The 18,809-nt window shown below is 52.3% G+C and carries 15 protein-coding genes and 1 tRNA gene; 14 read left to right on the top strand and 2 right to left on the bottom strand.

What is annotated here, in order from left to right; all coding sequences use genetic code 11:
- Nucleotides 1-17: 17 nt before the first annotated feature.
- From ftsH to pnp, 13 genes are all read left to right on the top strand, one after another.
- Nucleotides 18-1,955 (top strand): ATP-dependent zinc metalloprotease FtsH, encoded by a 1,938-nt coding sequence (ftsH, locus tag BW941_RS00860; protein ID WP_076513459.1) that lies wholly within the window; start codon nt 18-20, stop codon nt 1,953-1,955.
- A gap of 89 nt (nt 1,956-2,044) precedes the next feature.
- Nucleotides 2,045-2,887 (top strand): dihydropteroate synthase, encoded by an 843-nt coding sequence (gene folP, locus BW941_RS00865; protein ID WP_076513461.1) that lies wholly within the window; start codon nt 2,045-2,047, stop codon nt 2,885-2,887.
- Nucleotides 2,880-4,214 carry a phosphoglucosamine mutase gene (gene glmM, locus BW941_RS00870; RefSeq protein ID WP_076513463.1) on the top strand — a complete coding sequence of 445 codons (1,335 nt, stop codon included), beginning with the start codon at nt 2,880-2,882 and terminating at the stop codon, nt 4,212-4,214. Before folP ends, glmM begins: the two co-directional genes overlap by 8 nt.
- Before the next feature lie 82 nt (nt 4,215-4,296).
- Nucleotides 4,297-5,037, top strand: coding sequence for a triose-phosphate isomerase (tpiA, locus tag BW941_RS00875; RefSeq protein ID WP_076513466.1), 741 nt, complete (start codon nt 4,297-4,299; stop codon nt 5,035-5,037).
- Between the two features lie 15 nt (nt 5,038-5,052).
- Complete coding sequence (gene secG / locus BW941_RS00880; RefSeq protein ID WP_076513468.1) at nt 5,053-5,457, top strand: preprotein translocase subunit SecG; 405 nt, start codon at nt 5,053-5,055, stop codon at nt 5,455-5,457.
- Nucleotides 5,458-5,472: 15 nt separating this feature from the next.
- A tRNA-Leu gene (locus BW941_RS00885) sits at nt 5,473-5,558 on the top strand.
- Between the two features lie 273 nt (nt 5,559-5,831).
- Nucleotides 5,832-6,293, top strand: coding sequence for a ribosome maturation factor RimP (rimP, locus tag BW941_RS00890; protein ID WP_076514175.1), 462 nt, complete (start codon nt 5,832-5,834; stop codon nt 6,291-6,293).
- A gap of 22 nt (nt 6,294-6,315) precedes the next feature.
- Nucleotides 6,316-7,812 carry a transcription termination factor NusA gene (gene nusA / locus BW941_RS00895; RefSeq protein WP_076513471.1) on the top strand — a complete coding sequence of 499 codons (1,497 nt, stop codon included), beginning with the start codon at nt 6,316-6,318 and terminating at the stop codon, nt 7,810-7,812.
- Between the two features lie 26 nt (nt 7,813-7,838).
- A complete protein-coding gene (gene infB, locus BW941_RS00900) occupies nt 7,839-10,367 on the top strand; it encodes a translation initiation factor IF-2 (protein WP_076513474.1) in 2,529 nt (842 codons plus the stop codon).
- Between the two features lie 114 nt (nt 10,368-10,481).
- A complete protein-coding gene (gene rbfA, locus BW941_RS00905; RefSeq protein WP_076513477.1) occupies nt 10,482-10,913 on the top strand; it encodes a 30S ribosome-binding factor RbfA in 432 nt (143 codons plus the stop codon).
- A gap of 1 nt (nt 10,914) precedes the next feature.
- A complete protein-coding gene (truB, locus tag BW941_RS00910) occupies nt 10,915-11,877 on the top strand; it encodes a tRNA pseudouridine(55) synthase TruB (protein ID WP_076513479.1) in 963 nt (320 codons plus the stop codon).
- A 94-nt stretch (nt 11,878-11,971) separates the two neighbouring features.
- The gene (rpsO, locus tag BW941_RS00915; RefSeq protein ID WP_076513482.1) at nt 11,972-12,241 is read left to right on the top strand and encodes a 30S ribosomal protein S15; all 270 of its coding nucleotides are present in this window, start codon (nt 11,972-11,974) and stop codon (nt 12,239-12,241) included.
- A gap of 229 nt (nt 12,242-12,470) precedes the next feature.
- On the top strand, nt 12,471-14,573 hold the full coding sequence (pnp, locus tag BW941_RS00920) for a polyribonucleotide nucleotidyltransferase (RefSeq protein ID WP_076513484.1): 2,103 nt from the start codon (nt 12,471-12,473) through the stop codon (nt 14,571-14,573).
- 68 nt (nt 14,574-14,641) lie between these two features.
- On the opposite strand, the gene BW941_RS00925 is transcribed toward pnp, so the two are convergent.
- Nucleotides 14,642-16,348: a S8 family serine peptidase gene (locus tag BW941_RS00925; RefSeq protein WP_076513487.1), complete on the bottom strand. Its 1,707-nt coding sequence runs from the start codon at nt 16,346-16,348 to the stop codon at nt 14,642-14,644.
- 285 nt (nt 16,349-16,633) lie between these two features.
- On the opposite strand from BW941_RS00925, the gene BW941_RS00930 reads away from it, so the two are divergent.
- The gene (locus BW941_RS00930; protein WP_076513489.1) at nt 16,634-17,542 is read left to right on the top strand and encodes a hypothetical protein; all 909 of its coding nucleotides are present in this window, start codon (nt 16,634-16,636) and stop codon (nt 17,540-17,542) included.
- Between the two features lie 332 nt (nt 17,543-17,874).
- On the opposite strand, the gene BW941_RS00940 is transcribed toward BW941_RS00930, so the two are convergent.
- Entirely contained in the window at nt 17,875-18,699 is an 825-nt protein-coding gene (locus tag BW941_RS00940; protein ID WP_076513495.1) for a PhzF family phenazine biosynthesis protein, read from the bottom strand.
- Nucleotides 18,700-18,809 lie beyond the last annotated feature (110 nt).

Below are 18,809 nucleotides of genomic sequence, written 5' to 3' on the forward strand. Positions count from 1 at the left end.
GTAAGGTGGTGCCTCACATGGCAAAGAATTTCGTTTTATGGGCTGTTATCGCCGCAGTGCTGATGATGGTGTTTCAGGGACTCAATCCGGTAGACCGTAGCAACAGCTGGTCCTACTCGGAGTTCATGAAGGCTGTCGAAAGCGGTCAGGTCGAATCAGTGACTATCTCCGGACAATCCATCAAGGGGACTTCTCGTGGCGGGCAGGCATTTGAGTCTGTGTTACCCGCATTCGACGATAAGCTGATGGATACTCTGCTGGTAAATGACGTCGAAGTAATCGGCGAAAAACCAGAGAAACAGAGCTTCCTGTCTCAATTGCTATTGGCCTCCTTGCCGATACTTATCATCATCGCCGTCTTTATGCTGTTCATGCGACAGATGCAGGGTGGCGGCTCTGGTCGTGGTGGCCCGATGGCCTTCGGCAAGAGTAAAGCCAAACTGTTGAGCGAAGATCAGATCAAAACCACTTTTGGCGATGTTGCAGGTTGCGACGAAGCGAAAGAAGACGTGAAAGAACTCGTTGAGTTCCTGCGTGAGCCAGGCAAGTACCAGAAGCTGGGCGGTAAGATCCCTCGCGGTGTGCTGATGGTTGGTCAGCCTGGTACTGGTAAAACACTGCTGGCGAAAGCGATTGCGGGTGAGGCTCGTGTACCTTTCTTTTCAATTTCGGGTTCTGACTTCGTCGAGATGTTCGTCGGGGTGGGTGCTTCCCGTGTCCGTGATATGTTCGAGCAGGCGAAGAAGCAGGCTCCTTGCATTATCTTTATTGATGAGATCGATGCTGTAGGTCGCTCCCGTGGCGTAGGTATCGGTGGTGGCAACGACGAACGCGAACAGACCCTTAACCAGCTGCTGGTTGAAATGGATGGTTTTGAAGTCAATGACGGCATCATCGTGATTGCTGCGACTAACCGTCCAGACGTACTTGACCCAGCGCTGCTTCGACCGGGCCGTTTTGACCGTCAGGTAGTTGTTGGTTTGCCGGATATTCGCGGTCGTGAGCAGATTCTTCAGGTGCATATGAAGAAAGCACCTGTGTCTGACGATGTGAACGCATCTCTTATTGCACGCGGTACTCCAGGTTTCTCGGGTGCAGACCTTGCTAACCTGGTGAACGAGGCCGCTCTCTTTGCTGCTCGCGCTAATCGCTCTGAAGTGACGATGGAAGAGTTCGAGAAGGCAAAAGACAAGATCCTTATGGGTGCCGAGCGCAAGACCATGGTGATGTCTGAGAAAGAGAAAGAAAATACGGCGTACCACGAGGCTGGTCATGCGATTGTTGGTCGACTCGTGCCCGAGCACGATCCGGTCTATAAGGTATCTATCATTCCACGTGGCCGTGCCCTGGGTGTGACTATGTTCCTTCCTGAGGAAGACCGTCACTCAATCAGCAAGCGTGGTATCGAGAGCAATATCTGTTCGCTCTACGGTGGTCGTATCGCCGAAGAACTCACACTGGGCAAAGACGGTGTGACGACAGGGGCCTCGAACGATATTGAGCGTGCTACAAAGTATGCGCGTAACTATGTCACCAAGTGGGGTCTTTCTGACAAGCTGGGTGCTCAGCTGTACTCAGAGGATGAACAGAACGGGTATCTGGGTAGCTCAGGTGGTGGTCAGATGGCTCATCTTTCTGACGATACTGCGCGTTCAATTGACTCTGAAGTGAAAGAGCTGCTGGATCGCTGTTATCAGCGTGCCACTCAGATTCTGGTTGATAACCGGGATAAACTGGAAATGATGAAAGATGCTCTGATGGAATACGAGACAATCGATTCTGATCAGATCGACGACATCATGTCGGGCACCAAGCCGCGTCCGCCGAAAGGCTGGGGCGATGGTTCAGGTGGCTCTCCGGCAGTGTCTGCGGATGACTCGGTAGAAAAAGAGTCTCGTGACATGGCCAGTGATGACGATGATGTCGCAGGTGAGCCTGCTGGCGAACGTCAGTAGTCACTTAAGGCTCTGATGTCTCATACAGGCACCGGTTTCCGGTGCCTGTTTTGTTTAAATCCCCCCGTATGATCTGATCGGACCTTCCTGTGAAACTATCTTGTGGTAATCGCACTCTCGATCTGGGTACTGCCCACGTCATGGGTATCCTCAATGTCACGCCTGACTCCTTTTCCGATGGTGGACAGTTTAACCAGCTGGATAAAGCTATTGCTCATGCCGGGAGTATGGTCGCTGAAGGAGCCACCATTCTCGATGTGGGCGGTGAATCCACCCGGCCGGGAGCTGCTCCTGTATCTGTCGCCGAAGAGCTTGAGCGAGTAGTGCCGGTTATTGAACATATCGCCGCCAGACTGGATGTTGCGATATCGGTCGATACAAGTACCGCAGAAGTCATCAGAGAGTCTGCAAAAGCCGGCGCACACCTTATTAACGATGTACGCGCATTGCGAAGAGAAGGTGCGCTAAAGGCCGCTGCAGAGTCAGGCCTGCCTGTATGCCTGATGCATATGCAGGGGGAACCGGACACTATGCAGAAGAATCCCAGATACGATGACGTAGTGCAGGACGTCAGGAACTTCTTAAAGGAGCGCATTGCTGCCGCTCAGGCCGCAGGTATCGCCTCTGAGCAGATACTGCTTGATCCGGGGTTCGGTTTTGGTAAAACGCGAGTCCACAATTACACACTGCTGAATCGGCTTGAACAGATCGCAGCACTGGGATATCCATTGCTGACGGGTTTATCCCGTAAACGTATGATTGCAGATGTGCTCAATATTAGTGGTGACGCCGTCGAGCGTGATGATGCCAGTGCAGCAGCGGCAACAGTTTGTGCGATGAAGGGCGCACGTATCATCCGCGCACACAATGTTAAAAAGACCTGGGAAGCGATGCAGGTCGTGAATGCAACCCTGAGGGAAGGGCATGAGTAGAAAGTATTTTGGCACCGATGGTATCCGTGGACGGGTCGGTGAGGGGGCTATTACCCCTGAGTTTGTAATGCGTCTCGGTTGGGCTGCCGGTAAGGTGTTTGCCAAGCGTGGAGTGAGCCGTATTCTGATTGGTAAAGACACGCGTATTTCAGGCTATATGTTCGAATCAGCCCTGGAAGCCGGGCTGTCGGCTGCCGGTGTTGATATTGGTTTGTTGGGGCCCATTCCGACGCCTGGCATTGCTTATCTTACGCGTACTTTCCGGGCCGATGCAGGCATAGTCATCAGTGCCTCGCATAACCCTTACTATGATAATGGCATCAAGTTCTTCTCGGCCGACGGTACCAAATTGCCTGATGAAGTTGAGCTTGAGATTGAGAGCTATCTGGATCAGCCGATTGAGTGTGTTGAGTCAGATAAACTGGGTAAAGCTGTGCGCATCAACGATGCGGCGGGGCGGTATATTGAGTTCTGCAAAGGTACGGCAAATTCTCTGAATCTGCGCGGCCTCAAGTTGGTGCTGGATTGCAGTAACGGAGCAACCTATCAGATTGCTCCAGCAGTATTCTCTGAGCTTGGCGCAAGCGTTACCACCATCGGTAATACGCCAGACGGTCTTAACATCAATAAAGACTGCGGTTCTACCTCGCCTGAGAAACTTCGTGCTGCGGTTCTTGAACAGAAAGCTGATCTCGGAATCGCATTCGACGGTGACGGCGATCGCGTCATGATGGTCGATCACACTGGCGAGCTGGTCGATGGCGATCAGTTGCTCTTCATCGTTGCGAGCCATGCAGCTGAACAAGGACGACTGAACGGTGGGGTTGTGGGGACTCAGATGAGCAATCTCGGTCTTGAGCTGGCATTAAAAGAGCAGGGCATCGATTTTGTGCGCGCAAAAGTGGGCGATCGCTATGTGATGCAAAAACTGGTTGAGCATAACTGGCGCTTCGGTGGCGAATCGTCCGGGCACCTTTTGTGTCTGGATGCCAACACTACCGGCGACGGTATCGTATCTGCGCTGCAGGTACTGGTTGCTTTGCGAGACACCGGTGTAGGTCTGCGTGAATGGACTGAACGTATGAGTAAGATGCCACAGACCATGATTAATGTGCGTCGCCAGCGTGATCTGGATGTGATGGCTGATGAACGTGTCCAGCAAGCGCTTTCTGCTACAGAGAAAAAACTGGGGGATCGCGGCAGGGTGTTGTTACGTCCGTCTGGTACAGAGCCGCTGGTTCGCGTGATGGTCGAGGCTGATGACCCAGCGGTAACTCAGTTGCTGGCGCAGGAACTTGCTGAAGAAGTGAGCAAGGTGCTGGCTTAGGCTAAAGTAGCCAGCGCTGCCCGTCTTGTTTCAGACGAGCTTCTCAGATAGTATCTGCGCTCTTTGAATTTTGGGGTGACACATGCGTCGCATATTAGTAGCCGGAAACTGGAAGATGAACGCGTCACGCGCTCAGACTGACACTTTAATTACGGGGCTCCGTAATGCCGGTGAACTCACATGTGACCTGGCTGTGTTTCCTCCGTTTCCGTACCTGAGTCAGGCGATCTCTGTCGCTGAAGGCAGCCAGATCAGTGTGGGTGCACAGAACTGTGCAGAGGCGGACAGCGGTGCGTTCACTGGTGAAGTGTCGGCAGAAATGCTGAGCGATCTCGGTGCCAGTATGGTCATTATTGGTCACTCAGAGCGCCGGATTCTATACGGCGAGACTGACGGAGTTGTTCTGCGCAAAACACGCAAGGCACTGGATAATGGGTTGATTGCTGTTGTCTGTGTTGGAGAGACGCTGGAAGAACGTCAAGGCGGAAAAGCCGAAGAGGTTGTCGGGGCTCAGATGTCTTTGCTGATCTCTGAGCTTACAGATGCCGACTGGAAAAACGTAGTGATCGCCTACGAACCAGTATGGGCGATCGGTACTGGCGAAACAGCAACACCAGAGCAGGCGCAGGCAATTCACGCGTTTATTCGTGGATTATTGACTGAACGGAGCGCAGATCTTGCTGCTGCAACTCGCCTGCTTTATGGCGGAAGCGTAAAAGCTGCAAATGCGGCTGAATTATTTTCACAACAGGATATCGACGGTGGTCTGGTCGGCGGGGCATCCCTCGATGTAGATGAATTTCTCGGTATTTGTCGGGCATAAGGGCTCAGGATTTTTATGGAACAGATTATTCTCATCGGTCACATCGTCATTGCTATCGCGATTATCGCTTTCGTTCTGATGCAGCAAGGTAAGGGTGCTGACGCTGGCGCTTCGTTTGGTTCAGGTGCATCTCAGACCGTATTCGGTTCTGCGGGTTCTGCCAATTTTCTGAGTCGTACTACAGCAATTCTCGCTACCGCATTTTTCATTACCAGTCTGGGTTTGGCCATTTATGCCAAGCAAAAGGCCTCTGGTGCAGATGAAGCAGGAATTCCTACACTGGAAGTGCAAGAAGTACTTGAGCAAGACACCCCAGTTGTGGAAGAATACGCGCCGTCTGAAGATGACGCTCCAGAACTGGACGCTTCTGCTGAAGCAGATAGCCCGGTTGTGGAAACAACGGAAGAAACGACTAAGTAATTTCTTCCCCTGTGTGCGGATGTGGTGGAATTGGTAGACACGCCATCTTGAGGGGGTGGTGAGCAACGCTCGTGCGAGTTCGAGTCTCGCCATCCGCACCAACTTATTCCGATGATCGTGACTGAACGGTCATCTGAGAAAGCGGACCAGGGTTCGCTTTTTTTATTGGCAGCGCGTATAATGCGGCTGCTTATTTGAAAAGCCCCTCACGTCAGGGGCTTTTTAGTAGCTGGCATTCTGAAATTGTTTGTTTATGGATGCTCAGTATCACAGGAATCTGCTTAGCGGATTCCGGTCTGCAAAAGGCAGTAGCGGACTGGGCACATGTTGCCCAGTTTTTGTTTGTGGCGAGAGCCAAATCCCCGGGAGAATTAATCGTGGCAAAAGAGAGTCTGTTGAACGAACTGCTCGGTCCGGTCGTTGAGTCCATGGGATATACCTTCTGGGGGCTGGAGTACTTGTCTCAGGGCAAGGACACTGTATTGCGTGTGTTTATTGATCACGAAAACGGTATCACCGTTGATGACTGCGCTGCAGTCAGTCGTCAGATCAGTAGTGTGATGGATGTAGAAGATCCGATCTCTCAGGTTTACAACCTGGAAGTGTCATCCCCAGGTATGGACCGTCCTGTTTTTACACTAGAGCAGTACGCGTCATTAGCAGGAAATATTATCGACGTACGTTTACGCATGGCGTTTGACGGGCGGCGGAAATTCAAGGGCCAATTAATTGGTGTGGAGCAGGAAGACATCGTTCTTCGCGTTGACGATAACGAATACCTGTTGCCTATCGAGCTGATTGAAAAGGCTAACGTTGTTCCACAATTCAAGGATTAAGGTTGCAAAGCGAGGCTAGAAGATGAGCAAAGAAATTCTCCTGGTCGCGGAAGCGGTTTCCAACGAGAAAGGCGTTTCCAGGGAAATTATTTTTCAGGCGATCGAATCGGCGTTGGCCGCAGCAGCGAAAAAACGTTACGAAGATGAAGAGGCCGTTATCCGTGTGGATATCGACCGTAAGACGGGCGACTACGAAACTTTCCGTAGCTGGCTGGTTGTAAGCAATGACGTGGTACCGGGTCTTGGTGATGAGCTGACCCTGGAAGAAGCACACGAAATTGATACCAACCTGCAGCCGGGTGATACCTACGAAATTCAGGTAGAGAATCCTGATTTCGGTCGTATTGCCGCACAGGCCGCAAAACAGATCATCGTACAGAAAGTTCGTGAAGCTGAGCGTGCTCAGGTCGTTGAACAGTACGAACACCGTGTCGGCGAGCTGATCGGCGGCACAGTGAAAAAAGTAACGCGTGACAACGTTATCGTCGACCTTGGTAATAATGCTGAAGCATTGATGCCTAAAGATCAGTTGATTGGTCGTGAAATCATGCGTATGGGCGATCGTATTCGCGCCATTCTGTTTGATATCCGTCCGGAAAATCGTGGTCCTCAGCTGATGCTGAGCCGCACAGTACCAGCCATGCTGATTGAGCTGTTCCGTATCGAAGTGCCGGAAATTTCAGAAGAAGTGATTGAAATTAAAGGTGCTGCACGTGATCCGGGTTCGCGCGCTAAAATCGCTGTGAAATCTAACGATAAACGAATCGACCCTGTTGGTGCTTGTGTGGGCATGCGTGGTGCACGTGTTCAGGCAGTAACCAACGAACTGGGTGGTAACGAGCGTATCGACATTGTTCTGTGGGACGACAACCCAGCGCAGTTGGTAATCAATGCAATGGCTCCGGCTGAAGTTGCGTCGATTGTTGTTGATGAAGAAACCAACTCAATGGATGTTGCCGTTGCAGAAGACAATCTCGCTCAGGCTATTGGCCGGGGTGGTCAGAATGTTCGACTGGCTTCTGAACTGACGGGTTGGGAAATCAACGTCATGACGGAAGAAGACGCCATCGAGAAACAGAACGAAGAAGCGTCCGGCTTTATTGAAGGCTTTATGAACAGCCTTGATATCGACGAAGACTTCGCGACACTTCTGGTGGAAGAGGGCTTTACTACCCTCGAAGAAATCGCCTACGTACCTATGGAAGAAATGCTCCAGATTGATGGCCTTGATGAGGATATCGTGACTGAGCTGCGTAATCGCGCCAAAGATGTGTTGCTGACTCAGGCGATTGCGTCTGAAGAAGTACTCGAATCAGCACAGCCGGCGGAAGACCTTCTGAATATGGAAGGCATGGACAAGCATCTGGCATTGGTTCTCGCAAGCAAAGGTATCTGCACGATGGAAGACCTTGCTGAGCAATCAATTGATGACCTGCTGGATGTAGAAGGGATGACCGAAGAAAAAGCGGGCGAGCTGATCATGACTGCCCGTAAGCCTTGGTTTGAAGGCACTGAATAATCACTCGCCCGGTATAGGAGAAACGTATGGCAGATGTAACAGTTAAAGAACTCGCCGACGTGGTAGGGACGAGCACAGACCGCCTGCTCTCCCAAATGAAAGAAGCGGGCCTGCCTCAGAGCGCTGAGACTGACACCGTAAATGACGAGCAGAAGCAAAGCCTGCTCGCATTTCTGAAAAAAAGTCACGGCGAAGCTGACGCTGAGCCAAAAAAAATCACTCTGAAGCGTAAAGTTACTACGACTTTAAAAACAGGTCAGGGTGGTAAGAAAGCGGTCAATATCGAAGTACGTAAGAAGCGTACTTATGTGAAACGCGAAGAAGTTGATGTCGCGGCTGAGAAAGCCCGTCAGGAAGAAGAAGCGCGTATCGCTGCAGAAAAAGAAGCGGCCCTGAAGGCTCAGGCTGAAGCTGAGAAAGCGGCAGCTGAGGAAGCTGAGAAAGCTAAGGCGGCTGCAAGCAAAGCTGAATCAGCGCCAGCGGCAAGCGAGCCTGCACCTAAAGTTGAAGCGAAAGAAGCGCCTAAGAAGAAGGCGGAAGCAAAACCAGCTCCAACGCCTGAAGAAGACGCTGCGCAGAAACGTGCGGCAGCAGAAGCAGCTCAGCAGCGTGACGATCATCGTAAGAAGGCTAAAACGCCAGAGCGTAAGCGCACTGACAAAGACAGCCGCTTCGATAACGAAGACAACAATGGCGGGCGCAATCAGCGTCGACCAAAAGCTAAACTTAAGACTAAAGGTCGCAGCAGTAATCGTAATGCGAATAACGAGCATGCGTTTACTAAACCGACTGCGCCAGTGGTTCGCGAAGTTGAGCTGCCTGAAACCATTACGGTTGGTGACCTGGCATCCAAGATGTCTGTGAAAGCCGGTGAAGTGATCAAAGAGCTGATGAAAATGGGTGTTATGGCAACCATTAACCAGCCTCTGGATCAGGATACTGCGACTCTGGTCGTCGAAGAAATGGGTCATAAAGTATCTAAGCTGATCGCAGACAACCAGCTTGAGCAGGATGTCACTGAAGCCGTTAACTATGACGGTGACCAGACGACTCGTGCGCCGGTTGTTACCGTGATGGGTCACGTTGACCACGGTAAAACGTCACTGCTGGATTACATCCGTAGCTCACGCGTAGCGTCAGGCGAAGCGGGTGGTATTACTCAGCACATTGGTGCGTATCACGTTGAAACTGATCATGGCATGGTCTCTTTCCTCGATACACCGGGACACGCAGCGTTTACCTCAATGCGTGCGCGTGGTGCACAGGCGACGGACGTGGTTATTCTCGTTGTTGCTGCCGATGATGGTGTGATGCCTCAGACGGAAGAAGCGGTTCAGCATGCGAAGTCAGCAGGTGTACCTCTGGTTGTTGCTGTTAACAAGATGGATAAAGAAGGTGTTGACCCGGATCGTGTTAAAAACGAACTGTCAGCGCGTGATGTTATCCCAGAAGATTGGGGTGGTGACGTTCCGTTTATCCCGGTTTCTGCGAAAACGGGTATGGGCATCGAAACCCTCCTCGAAGCCGTACTGCTGCAAGCTGAATTGCTTGAGCTGAAAGCGCACTTCGATGGCCCGGGTCAGGGTGTCGTGGTTGAATCACGTCTGGATAAAGGTCGTGGTCCGGTTGCCACTCTGCTGGTTCAGAACGGTACTTTGAAGAAGGGCGACGTTGTTCTCGCCGGTACCTGTTACGGCCGAGCTCGTGCATTGCTGGATGAAAACGGTAAACAGACTGATTCAGCGGGCCCGTCTATTCCGGTCGAGATTCTCGGCTTAAATGGCACGCCGGATGCTGGTGACAACTTTATGGTTGTCGAGAACGAGAAGAAGGCTCGTGAAGTGGCCGAGTTCCGTGAGACCAAGCTGAAAGAACAGCTTCAGCAGCGTCAGCAGGCCGCGAAACTGGATGCACTGTTTGCCGGCATGGCGGAAGGTGAAGTTGCTGCACTGAACGTGGTTGTTAAGACCGACGTACGTGGTTCACTCGAAGCGATCGTGTCTTCACTGCAGAAGCTCGCGACCGATGAAGTGAAAGTAAACGTTGTTGCCTCAGGTGTTGGTGGTATCACCGAAACTGACGCCACCCTGGCCGTTGCGGCGGGTGCGGTACTGTTCGGCTTCAACGTCCGTGCCGATAACGCAGCGAAGAAAGTTGTCGAGAACAACGATGTGGATATGCGCTACTACAGCGTTATTTACGATCTGATTGATGACGTGAAACAGGCAATGGCTGGTCTGCTGGCGCCTGAGCTGCGTGAAGAGATCGTCGGTATTGCTGAAGTACGTGACGTATTCAAGTCGCCTAAGTTTGGTCAGATTGCTGGCTGTATGGTGACCGAAGGTACGATTTACCGTAACAAGAAGATCCGCGTACTGCGTGAAAACGTGGTGATCTATGAAGGTGAACTTGAATCCCTGCGTCGCTTCAAAGACGACGTTCAGGAAGTTCGCCAGAGCACAGAGTGCGGTATCGGTGTGAAGAACTATCAGGACGTTCGCCCAGGCGATCAGATTGAAGTCTTCGATGTGAAAGAGGTCGCACGTACTCTGTAATCACGAGTGTGTGAGCCATAGACCAGAGCCCGGCCATGCCGGGCTTTGGTGTCTCTGGGCGATGCCCGGAATCCGCATTTACCAGGCCGTAAAGCTGGCCTCAGAGAGATAAAAATGCCTAAAGATTTCAGCCGTACTTCCCGCCTTGGGGAGCAGATCCAGCGCGAAGTTGCGCAGATGATCCAGTTTGAAATGAAAAACCCGAAGCTGGGTATGGTGACCCTGAATTCGGTCAAGGTCGCGAAAGACCTCGGTTATGCCGACATCTACTTCACCGTGATGGGTGCAAAGGGTGAAACCGACGCCGAGATTCGTGCCAACACCAGTAAGATTCTGAACGAAGCCGCAGGCTACCTGCGTTCTCAGCTGGCCAGAATTCTGACCACACGTGTTACGCCACAGCTGCGTTTCCATTACGACGAGACGCTAGAACGTGGTCATCACCTGACGGGTCTGATTAAGCAGGCGCGTGCCGCAGACGATGCCCGTCATCCCGACGAGGCATCAGACGACGCTGCAACTGACGGGGACGACCGTCAGGACTGATATGGCGCGTAGAAAGAAAGGCCGGGATATTTCCGGCATCCTGGTGGTGAATAAACCGCTCGGGCTCAGTTCCAATCAGGTTCTGCAACGCGTAAAGCGCCTGTATAACGCCAACAAGGCAGGGCACACGGGGGCGCTGGACCCTGAGGCCACCGGTGTTCTACCCATCTGCTTAGGCGAAGCCACCAAATTCTCACAGTTACTGCTCGACTCCGACAAAGGCTATGACACTCGCGGTGTGCTAGGGCAGGTGCGCAGTACTGGCGATAAAGAAGGCGAGATTCTGCAGGAGCGTCCGGTCCCCGAGCTGAATACTGAAACAATCGAAACTGTGCTTAGCCGGTTTCGTGGTGACGTCGAACAGGTGCCGCCGATGTTTTCTGCGCTTAAAATGGATGGCAAGCCGCTGTATGAGCTGGCACGCCAGGGCATGTCGCAGGAGGAAATGCGCGCTGTCGCTGAAAAGAAGCGTCGCGTTATCCGTATCCACGAATTGACCCTCAACAGCTACACTCCGGATTCGCTGAGCTTGAGTGTGCGTTGTTCGAAGGGCACTTATATCCGCACTTTAGTGGAAGATATCGGCGAAGCTCTGGGGTGTGGTGCTTTCGTTCAGGACCTTCACCGCACGCATTCCGGGCCATACAACGAAGCCATGTCTCATACGCTTGAAGAGCTGGAGCAATTGGCGGAGCAGAGCGAAGATAAAGCCGCCCTGGACGCACTGTTAATGCCTCCTGAAACTGCCTTGCCAGAGACCTGGCCGGAAGTGTCACTGACCCTCGCCGAAGCCGCACGGTTACTGCAAGGACAGGCGATTAAGACTGGCTTAACGGATAACCCTTCTGTACAATTATGGGCCGTTGAATCTGGGGTTCGTATTCTGCTTGGTATTGGCCGGGTTGAAAACGGCGCCATCCGGTCACAGAGACTGATGCAGGTGAGCCTGCCAGATCTGGCCTGAAAAAGATTTAACCGTCACATAAGTGACACCGCATACCACTGTAAATGTGCACGGTGGTGATGTGATTTTTTGCACATTAGACGGAGTAAAGAACATGGCACTGTCTGCTGAAAAGAAAGCCGAAATCGTAAAAGAATTCCAGACCGCTGAAGGCGACACTGGTTCTCCTGAAGTTCAGGTTGCACTGCTGACTTACAACATCAATGGTCTGCAGGGTCACTTCAAATCGAACAAGAAGGATCACCATTCACGTCGCGGCCTGATTCGCATGGTTAACCAGCGTCGTAAGCTGCTGGACTACCTGAAAGGCAAAGATGCAAACCGCTACCTTGAGCTGATCAAGAAGCTGGGTCTGCGTCGCTAAGACAGCAAGATAAGGGTCGCCAAGTGCGGCTCTTATTTTTTGTGCTTCTCTGACTCTGTAAATTAAGACCATCCTGCGCAAGCTGTGGTGCCAACCCCGTGTATCAAGTAATCCACGGTGGTGCTTCTAACCATTTATCTTCTTTCGGGTCGTATCGATCGAAGGTCAATGCTTAGAAGCACCGGCAGTGACGTAGGGAATTTACTGTATACATTTAAGGAAAGACTGAATGAGCAATATCCCTGTTGCTAAGACAAAAACCTTCGAATTCGGCGGCCAGACCGTCACTCTCGAAACTGGTCGTATCGCCCGTCAGGCAGACGGCGCTGTGCTGGCCACCATTGGCAAGACTCAGGTGTTGGCGACTGTTGTAGCCGCCAAAACTACTAAGCCGGGCCAGGATTTCTTCCCGCTGTCTGTTCACTATCAGGAAAAAATGTACGCCGCTGGCCGTATCCCTGGTGGTTACCTGAAGCGTGAAGGTCGTCCTTCTGAGAAAGAAACACTGACTTCTCGTCTGATTGACCGTCCTATTCGTCCTCTGTTTCCGGAAGGCTTCCTGAACGAAGTTCAGGTAATCCCTACTGTAATGGCCTCTGAAAAGGGTGTTGATCCGGATATCTGTGCAATGATCGCTGTATCTGCGGCGCTGGCAGTGTCTGGTGTACCTTTCAATGGTCCTATCGGTGCAGCCCGCGTTGGTTTCACTGACGAAGACGGTTACATGCTGAACCCAACTGATGCGCAGCTTGAAGAGTCTCTGCTGGACATGGTTGTGGCGGGTACTAAAGACGCGGTTCTGATGGTTGAATCAGAAGCTGACGAGCTGACCGAAGACGAAATGTTGGGTGCGGTACTGTTCGCACACTCATCTTTCCAGAGTGCGATCACTGCGATCAGCGAGTGGACTGCTGAGCTGGGTGTTGAGCGTTGGGACTGGAGTGCAGAAGCTCGTAACGAAGCGCTGTACAACGCTGTTAAAGAAGAAGCTGCGGCTGGCATTGGTGAGGCTTACACCATCTCTGACAAGATGGCTCGTTACGCTAAGCTGGACGAAGTTAAAAAGGCAGCCGTTGAAAAACTGGCTGCTGCTGAAGGCGAGGAAGGTTTCTCTGCTGACGAAATCGCCGAGATGGTTGGCGAACTGAAGTACGAAGTGGTTCGTAACCGCGTTATCGAAGGTCAGCCACGTATCGACGGTCGTGACAACGACACCGTACGTCCGCTGACCATCGAAACTGGCGTTCTGAAGACGACTCACGGTTCTGCGATCTTCACCCGTGGTGAAACTCAGGCGATTGTTGCGACTACACTGGGTTCTGCCCGTGACGCACAGATGATCGACTTCCTGCACGGTCTGACAACAGATCCGTTCCTGTTCCACTATAACTTCCCTCCATTCTCTGTGGGTGAAGCGGGTCGTATGGGTTCTCCAGGTCGTCGTGAGATTGGTCACGGTCGTCTGGCCCGTCGTGGTGTACAGGCAATGATGCCGACTCAGGACGAATTCCCATACACCATCCGTGTTGTATCTGAGATCACTGAATCTAACGGTTCGTCTTCTATGGCGTCTGTGTGTGGCGCATCTCTGGCGCTGATGGATGCAGGTGTGCCGATTAAAGCCCCTGTTGCCGGTATCGCTATGGGTCTGGTTAAAGAAGGCGAGCAGTTCGCTGTACTGACCGACATTCTGGGTGACGAAGACCATCTCGGCGATATGGACTTTAAGGTAGCTGGTACTGACGAAGGTATCACTGCACTGCAGATGGATATCAAGATCGAAGGTATCACTGAGCAGATCATGGAAATCGCTCTGGAAAAAGCCAAGGCTGCACGTCTTAGCATCCTGAGCGACATGAACAAAGTGATCGCAGAACCTCGTAAAGAGCTGTCTGAGAACGCTCCGACCATGACGACCATGAAGATTGCATCTGACAAAATTCGTGACGTGATTGGTAAAGGTGGTGCGACTATTCGTGACATCACCGAGAAGACTGGTGCTTCTGTTGATATCAACGACGACGGTGAGATCAAGATCTTCGCGACTGATAAAGCCAGCGCAGATGCAGCGGTTAACATGATTGAAGGCATCACTGCGGATATCGAAGTTGGCGTTACCTACGAAGGTAAAGTCAGCAAGATCGTTGATTTCGGTGCGTTCATTACCGTACTGCCAGGCAAAGACGGCCTGCTGCACATCTCTCAGATCAGCGAAGAGCGTGTTGAGAACGTCTCTGACTACCTGAGCGAAGGCCAGACCGTTAAGGTTCACGTCATGGACGTTGATCCGAAAGGTCGTGTGAAGCTGACCATGAAGGGTGTTGAGCAGTAAGTTCTGCTGATATCGTTCAATAAAAAAGCCGCTCATTGAGCGGCTTTTTTTATGCGAAGATTATGTGATTACTGCACTTCATCCTGAGAAGCAGCGAAGTAATTCAGGCTGCCCCGGTTACCCGGAGTGCGGTCGACGACGGTCAGAGTATAAGTGCCGCTGATACCGTTAGTGGTCGTAGCATACTGCCCGGCAGTGCCAGCCACCGAGGTACGGCTCATGGCTGTTTGCGTACCATCCGGCGCTGTCAGCGTTACACTCAGCTCGTTGTGGTTACTGTGATTGATTACAACGTTTGCCTGCCCGTTTTCACCACTATTGCCAACATTCAGGGAGATCCTTGAAACCCCTTCGCGGGTGAAGAACCACCAGTAACGACTTGCGTCATTGAGCGTGACATTGGTAGCACCGCCATAGGTGATTGTTTCAATAATGGGGTCTGGATCTACCGGGTCCGTTGGGTCGGTCGGATCCGTCGGGTCGGTAGGTTCACCATCGGTCACGGCCAGTAAGGCCGCATAGGCATCTACCAGGCCCGTGCCACAGCCATCACAGTTTCCAATGAAAGGACGAGCCGTATCCTTCAGAACATCTTCAATGGCCTGAGGCGTGAGGGATGGATTGGCCGAGCGAAGCAGAGCGACAACCCCCGCCACCTGAGGCGCTGCCATTGATGTGCCCTGATATTTTGCGTAAGCCGCGCCTGCACGTCCCTGCGATCCACTATCAACAGTACTGAGGATGCCATCACCGTTGCCACCACCAGGTGCTGCGATATCAACAACATTGCCATAGTTAGAGTAGCTCGCCCGGCTACCATCGACGCCAACGGAGGCGACGGTGATAACATTATTACAGTTCGCAGGAACTGAACCTGACGCGTCGGTGTTTTCATTACCGGCTGCCACGACTACCACGGCTCCTGCCGCAGTGGCTGCATTAATGGCATCCTGCATAAAGCCCGGGCAGCTGCCTGCACCACCGAGAGACATATTGATAACATCTGCCGGGTTGTTGTTTGTTGGCAAGCCAGCAACAGTCAGGCCAGCCGCCCACTGCACACCATCGGCGATATCAGAGAGTGATCCGCCACAGGTGCCCAGAACGCGTACCGGAACATGCTTAGCCTGAGGCGCTACGCCAGTGATTCCTATGCCATCATCAGCAGAAGCGTTGGCAATACCGGCGACATGGGAGCCATGCCATGATGAGTTGCTGGAATAACCACAGGTCCAGAAAGTGGTGTAGTCTCCTTCATCGATCGCGTTGCTATCACGACCATTGCCATCCCGTGCGCTGCTTGAGCTACTGATCATGTCATAGCCGGGGAGAAGGTTGTCGTTCAGATCGGGGTGAGGGACATAACCTGTGTCTGCGACCGCGATCACTGCACCAGCCCCCTGAGTGATATCCCAGGCGTCCTGGGCATTAATACCTGCCGCAGCACTGAATAGTCCCCATTGCTGACTGAGGTACGGATCATTCGGTACCAGGTTGGCCTGAACCTGTATATCCGGCTCTACGGCTTCAATCAGGTTGTAGCGCTGCAGCGCTTCGATCAGGCGGGTGTTGTGGTCAGGCAGATTAATTACCCAGCGGCGACGGTCTGCCATACGGCGTTTAACGGCCATTTCAGGGAACCACTTCTGAAAGCGTTCCCCGGCATCGTCTTGCGCGACTCGGGTGGTTACAACGTATTGCCCAGCCTGTGCAGGGTTAGCCCCCAGTGCCACTAATGCAGCCAGAGCTGCAGGCACATACTTTTTTATTGTCATTATCGTGTCCTGTTTTTCTTCGTTTTAATTCCATTGCTCAACCCTATATTCCACTCTATTCGAATGCGCATGGCAATGGCATGACGTGCCACGGTTAAGGTGTTAGTGTGTACGCGTGGCGTTCTGGTTTATCCGATGCTGAATGCGAACACAGTGCGACAAGCTTTATAATTGCGTTCGTGATTTTTGCGTTAAGGCCAGATGTGCTACTACACTTATATAGCTGTCTATCATGTCTCTTCGATTGATCGAAGGCACAACAATAACAATCTGGTTCGTACCGGCATGAAAAACTCGTCAAAATCCTGGTTACTTGGTGGCATCCTGTTGCTACCCGGAGCGCTGATTGCGCTCACTATGCAGTTCCTTTCACCTGAGCTATTGTCCTCAGATCAACATCAGTCTATTCGTGTCCTGTCTGCATTACCCCCCACGGCGGCGGGCGAGGCTGACCTGACGGATATTGGTGGAGACATCTGGTCCGGAGCCTTGAAACCTGTCACTTCTACTGAGCGGATTCGTACCGATGAAATGACTGGCAGCCTGACCTTACAGGTGCTCAAGTACAGGTTCCGCCGAAATCAGCAGATTGCTGCACGGATGCAGTTCGCCCCTGAGTCTGGTGAGCCGCCGAGGGGCTCACACATGTCTTTGGCAGTGACAACCCGTCAGGGAAATTACATCGCTGAGGCAACGCCTGAATGGATCACCACGGGTAACGGCACCGTTGGCAGTGCGATGATTACCCCTGAAGCAGGCTGGCCGGATCAGTTGACCCTTATTCTGACTCTTAAGGCACCAGAACGTTTACCGATTGAGTCCACGGTCGACATTGAACTCTTCAATCCAAAAGTGCTGATAAAGGGTGTTGGTAATATCTCAAGTGAGGGGGACGAGTGGTTGATCCCTATTATGGCTGAGGTGTACGAGCCTGGGGTGGTTGTCGTATCGGCTCGTCTGCTTGATAAGGCAGGTAATCTGGTGACGCACATCCATAGTCGTAGTCACTTTGACGAAAATGGAACTCTTGAAGTCCGGTTGCGCAAAAAGCTTATCGAAGCATCGATGCTGGACGAAGGACTTGTGATGACGGATATTTCAGTGCGTCATATCGCAGATTCGCTCAATGCGGACATGGGGTGGGGAGATTCTGCTCAGGGCAGTTACAGGATTGATCCTGTGTCGGCGCAGTAGTACCGCATCAGATGTAAAGGTCGAGCAGTCGGCCTCGATTTTCTTCTACTGACATAGCCGCGACCTCACCATAGGCTGAGGTTGGTCCGGCTGGTTTTTCACGCTGAAAGCTGTTTGCCATGGCCTCAAGATCGGCTTCATCCGGTATTGCCGGGATATATTCTACTTTTCTGCTACTTTCTCGCTCGTCAATAGTCTGCGTGCTTTGTCTGCGCGCAGAAGTTTCCCCCCGTTCATTATCCTGAACGGGAGGAACAAAGACGGGAGGTAGAATCGTATTTGAGACCATAGCTCAGAGTTTAGCTGGTTTTGACGAGCTGGGCACTGACTTGTCAGTCGGGTATGCGAATAACGCCCTGCATGTAGTGGTAGGTGGTTCCCGTGATCCTGACGCGGCTATCTTTCAGGTCGAGGCTGAGTTGGCCGCCTCGCTGAGATATCTGTCGGGCTTGCAGGCGGTTCTTCCCGAGTTTCTCGGCCCATAGTGGGGTCAATGAACAGAAAGACGAGCCTGTTACAGGATCTTCGTTAATCCCCTGCTGCGGTGCAAAGAAGCGGCTGACGAAATCAATGCGACCCTGCTGGGCTGGAGCGGTTATGGCCAGAGCAAAGCAATCCAGTTCGGCGAGAGCAGCGAAGTCGGGTGTGCAGTCCTGCACTGCTTTTTCATCCTTCAGAATGGCGATGAGGTCGCGGGACTGCATGAGCTCAACGACTTCCGTGTTGAGTATTTTACTGACCTTGTTCAGTAACCGTTTGCCCGTGACCGCCTCCGGCGCACGCTCTGGAAACTCAAGACAATAGCGGACAGGAGACTTTTCACTCAGTACGGTGACCGATATATCACCCGCCTGGCAGGTCATTGGAAGTTGTTCTCGTGTATCCCCCAGAATCTGATGGATCACATGGGCTGTCGCCAGTGTTGCGTGCCCACATAAATCGACTTCGCTGGTCGGCGTGAACCAGCGTAAGTGATAGGTGCCGTCTTCCTGTTTAACAAAGAATGTCGTTTCGGAGAGGTTGTTCTCGGCAGCAACTTCCTGCATCTGGCGATCGTCCAGCCAGTCATCAAGCGGAACAACAGCTGCCGGATTGCCACTCAGGGAACGCGAGTTTTTCAGAGTAAAAGCGTCGATCTGAAATATAGGGAGATCCATGCGCGATGTTCCAGAGAAAATTCGCAGGCATGCTATCACGACGACTCGTTTAACGGGAGCAGTAACAGAAGAGGTAACGGGAGCGAGTCAGGCTCCCGGGAGTGTTACTA

Origin of the sequence: Thalassolituus maritimus (genome assembly GCF_900156675.1) — a bacterium.
Classification (GTDB): domain Bacteria; phylum Pseudomonadota; class Gammaproteobacteria; order Pseudomonadales; family Oceanobacteraceae; genus Thalassolituus; species Thalassolituus maritimus.

What these genes read in the sequence shown, in the direction of transcription:
- BW941_RS00925 (WP_076513487.1), bottom strand. Translation starts at nt 16,348, where the DNA reads ATGACAATAAAAAAGTATGTGCCTGCAGCTCTGGCTGCATTAGTGGCA.
- BW941_RS00930 (WP_076513489.1), top strand. Translation starts at nt 16,634, where the DNA reads ATGAAAAACTCGTCAAAATCCTGGTTACTTGGTGGCATCCTGTTGCTA.
- truB (WP_076513479.1), top strand. Translation starts at nt 10,915, where the DNA reads ATGGCGCGTAGAAAGAAAGGCCGGGATATTTCCGGCATCCTGGTGGTG.
- BW941_RS00940 (WP_076513495.1), bottom strand. Translation starts at nt 18,699, where the DNA reads ATGGATCTCCCTATATTTCAGATCGACGCTTTTACTCTGAAAAACTCG.
- rbfA (WP_076513477.1), top strand. Translation starts at nt 10,482, where the DNA reads ATGCCTAAAGATTTCAGCCGTACTTCCCGCCTTGGGGAGCAGATCCAG.
- rpsO (WP_076513482.1), top strand. Translation starts at nt 11,972, where the DNA reads ATGGCACTGTCTGCTGAAAAGAAAGCCGAAATCGTAAAAGAATTCCAG.
- ftsH (WP_076513459.1), top strand. Translation starts at nt 18, where the DNA reads ATGGCAAAGAATTTCGTTTTATGGGCTGTTATCGCCGCAGTGCTGATG.
- nusA (WP_076513471.1), top strand. Translation starts at nt 6,316, where the DNA reads ATGAGCAAAGAAATTCTCCTGGTCGCGGAAGCGGTTTCCAACGAGAAA.
- pnp (WP_076513484.1), top strand. Translation starts at nt 12,471, where the DNA reads ATGAGCAATATCCCTGTTGCTAAGACAAAAACCTTCGAATTCGGCGGC.
- infB (WP_076513474.1), top strand. Translation starts at nt 7,839, where the DNA reads ATGGCAGATGTAACAGTTAAAGAACTCGCCGACGTGGTAGGGACGAGC.
- glmM (WP_076513463.1), top strand. Translation starts at nt 2,880, where the DNA reads ATGAGTAGAAAGTATTTTGGCACCGATGGTATCCGTGGACGGGTCGGT.
- secG (WP_076513468.1), top strand. Translation starts at nt 5,053, where the DNA reads ATGGAACAGATTATTCTCATCGGTCACATCGTCATTGCTATCGCGATT.
- tpiA (WP_076513466.1), top strand. Translation starts at nt 4,297, where the DNA reads ATGCGTCGCATATTAGTAGCCGGAAACTGGAAGATGAACGCGTCACGC.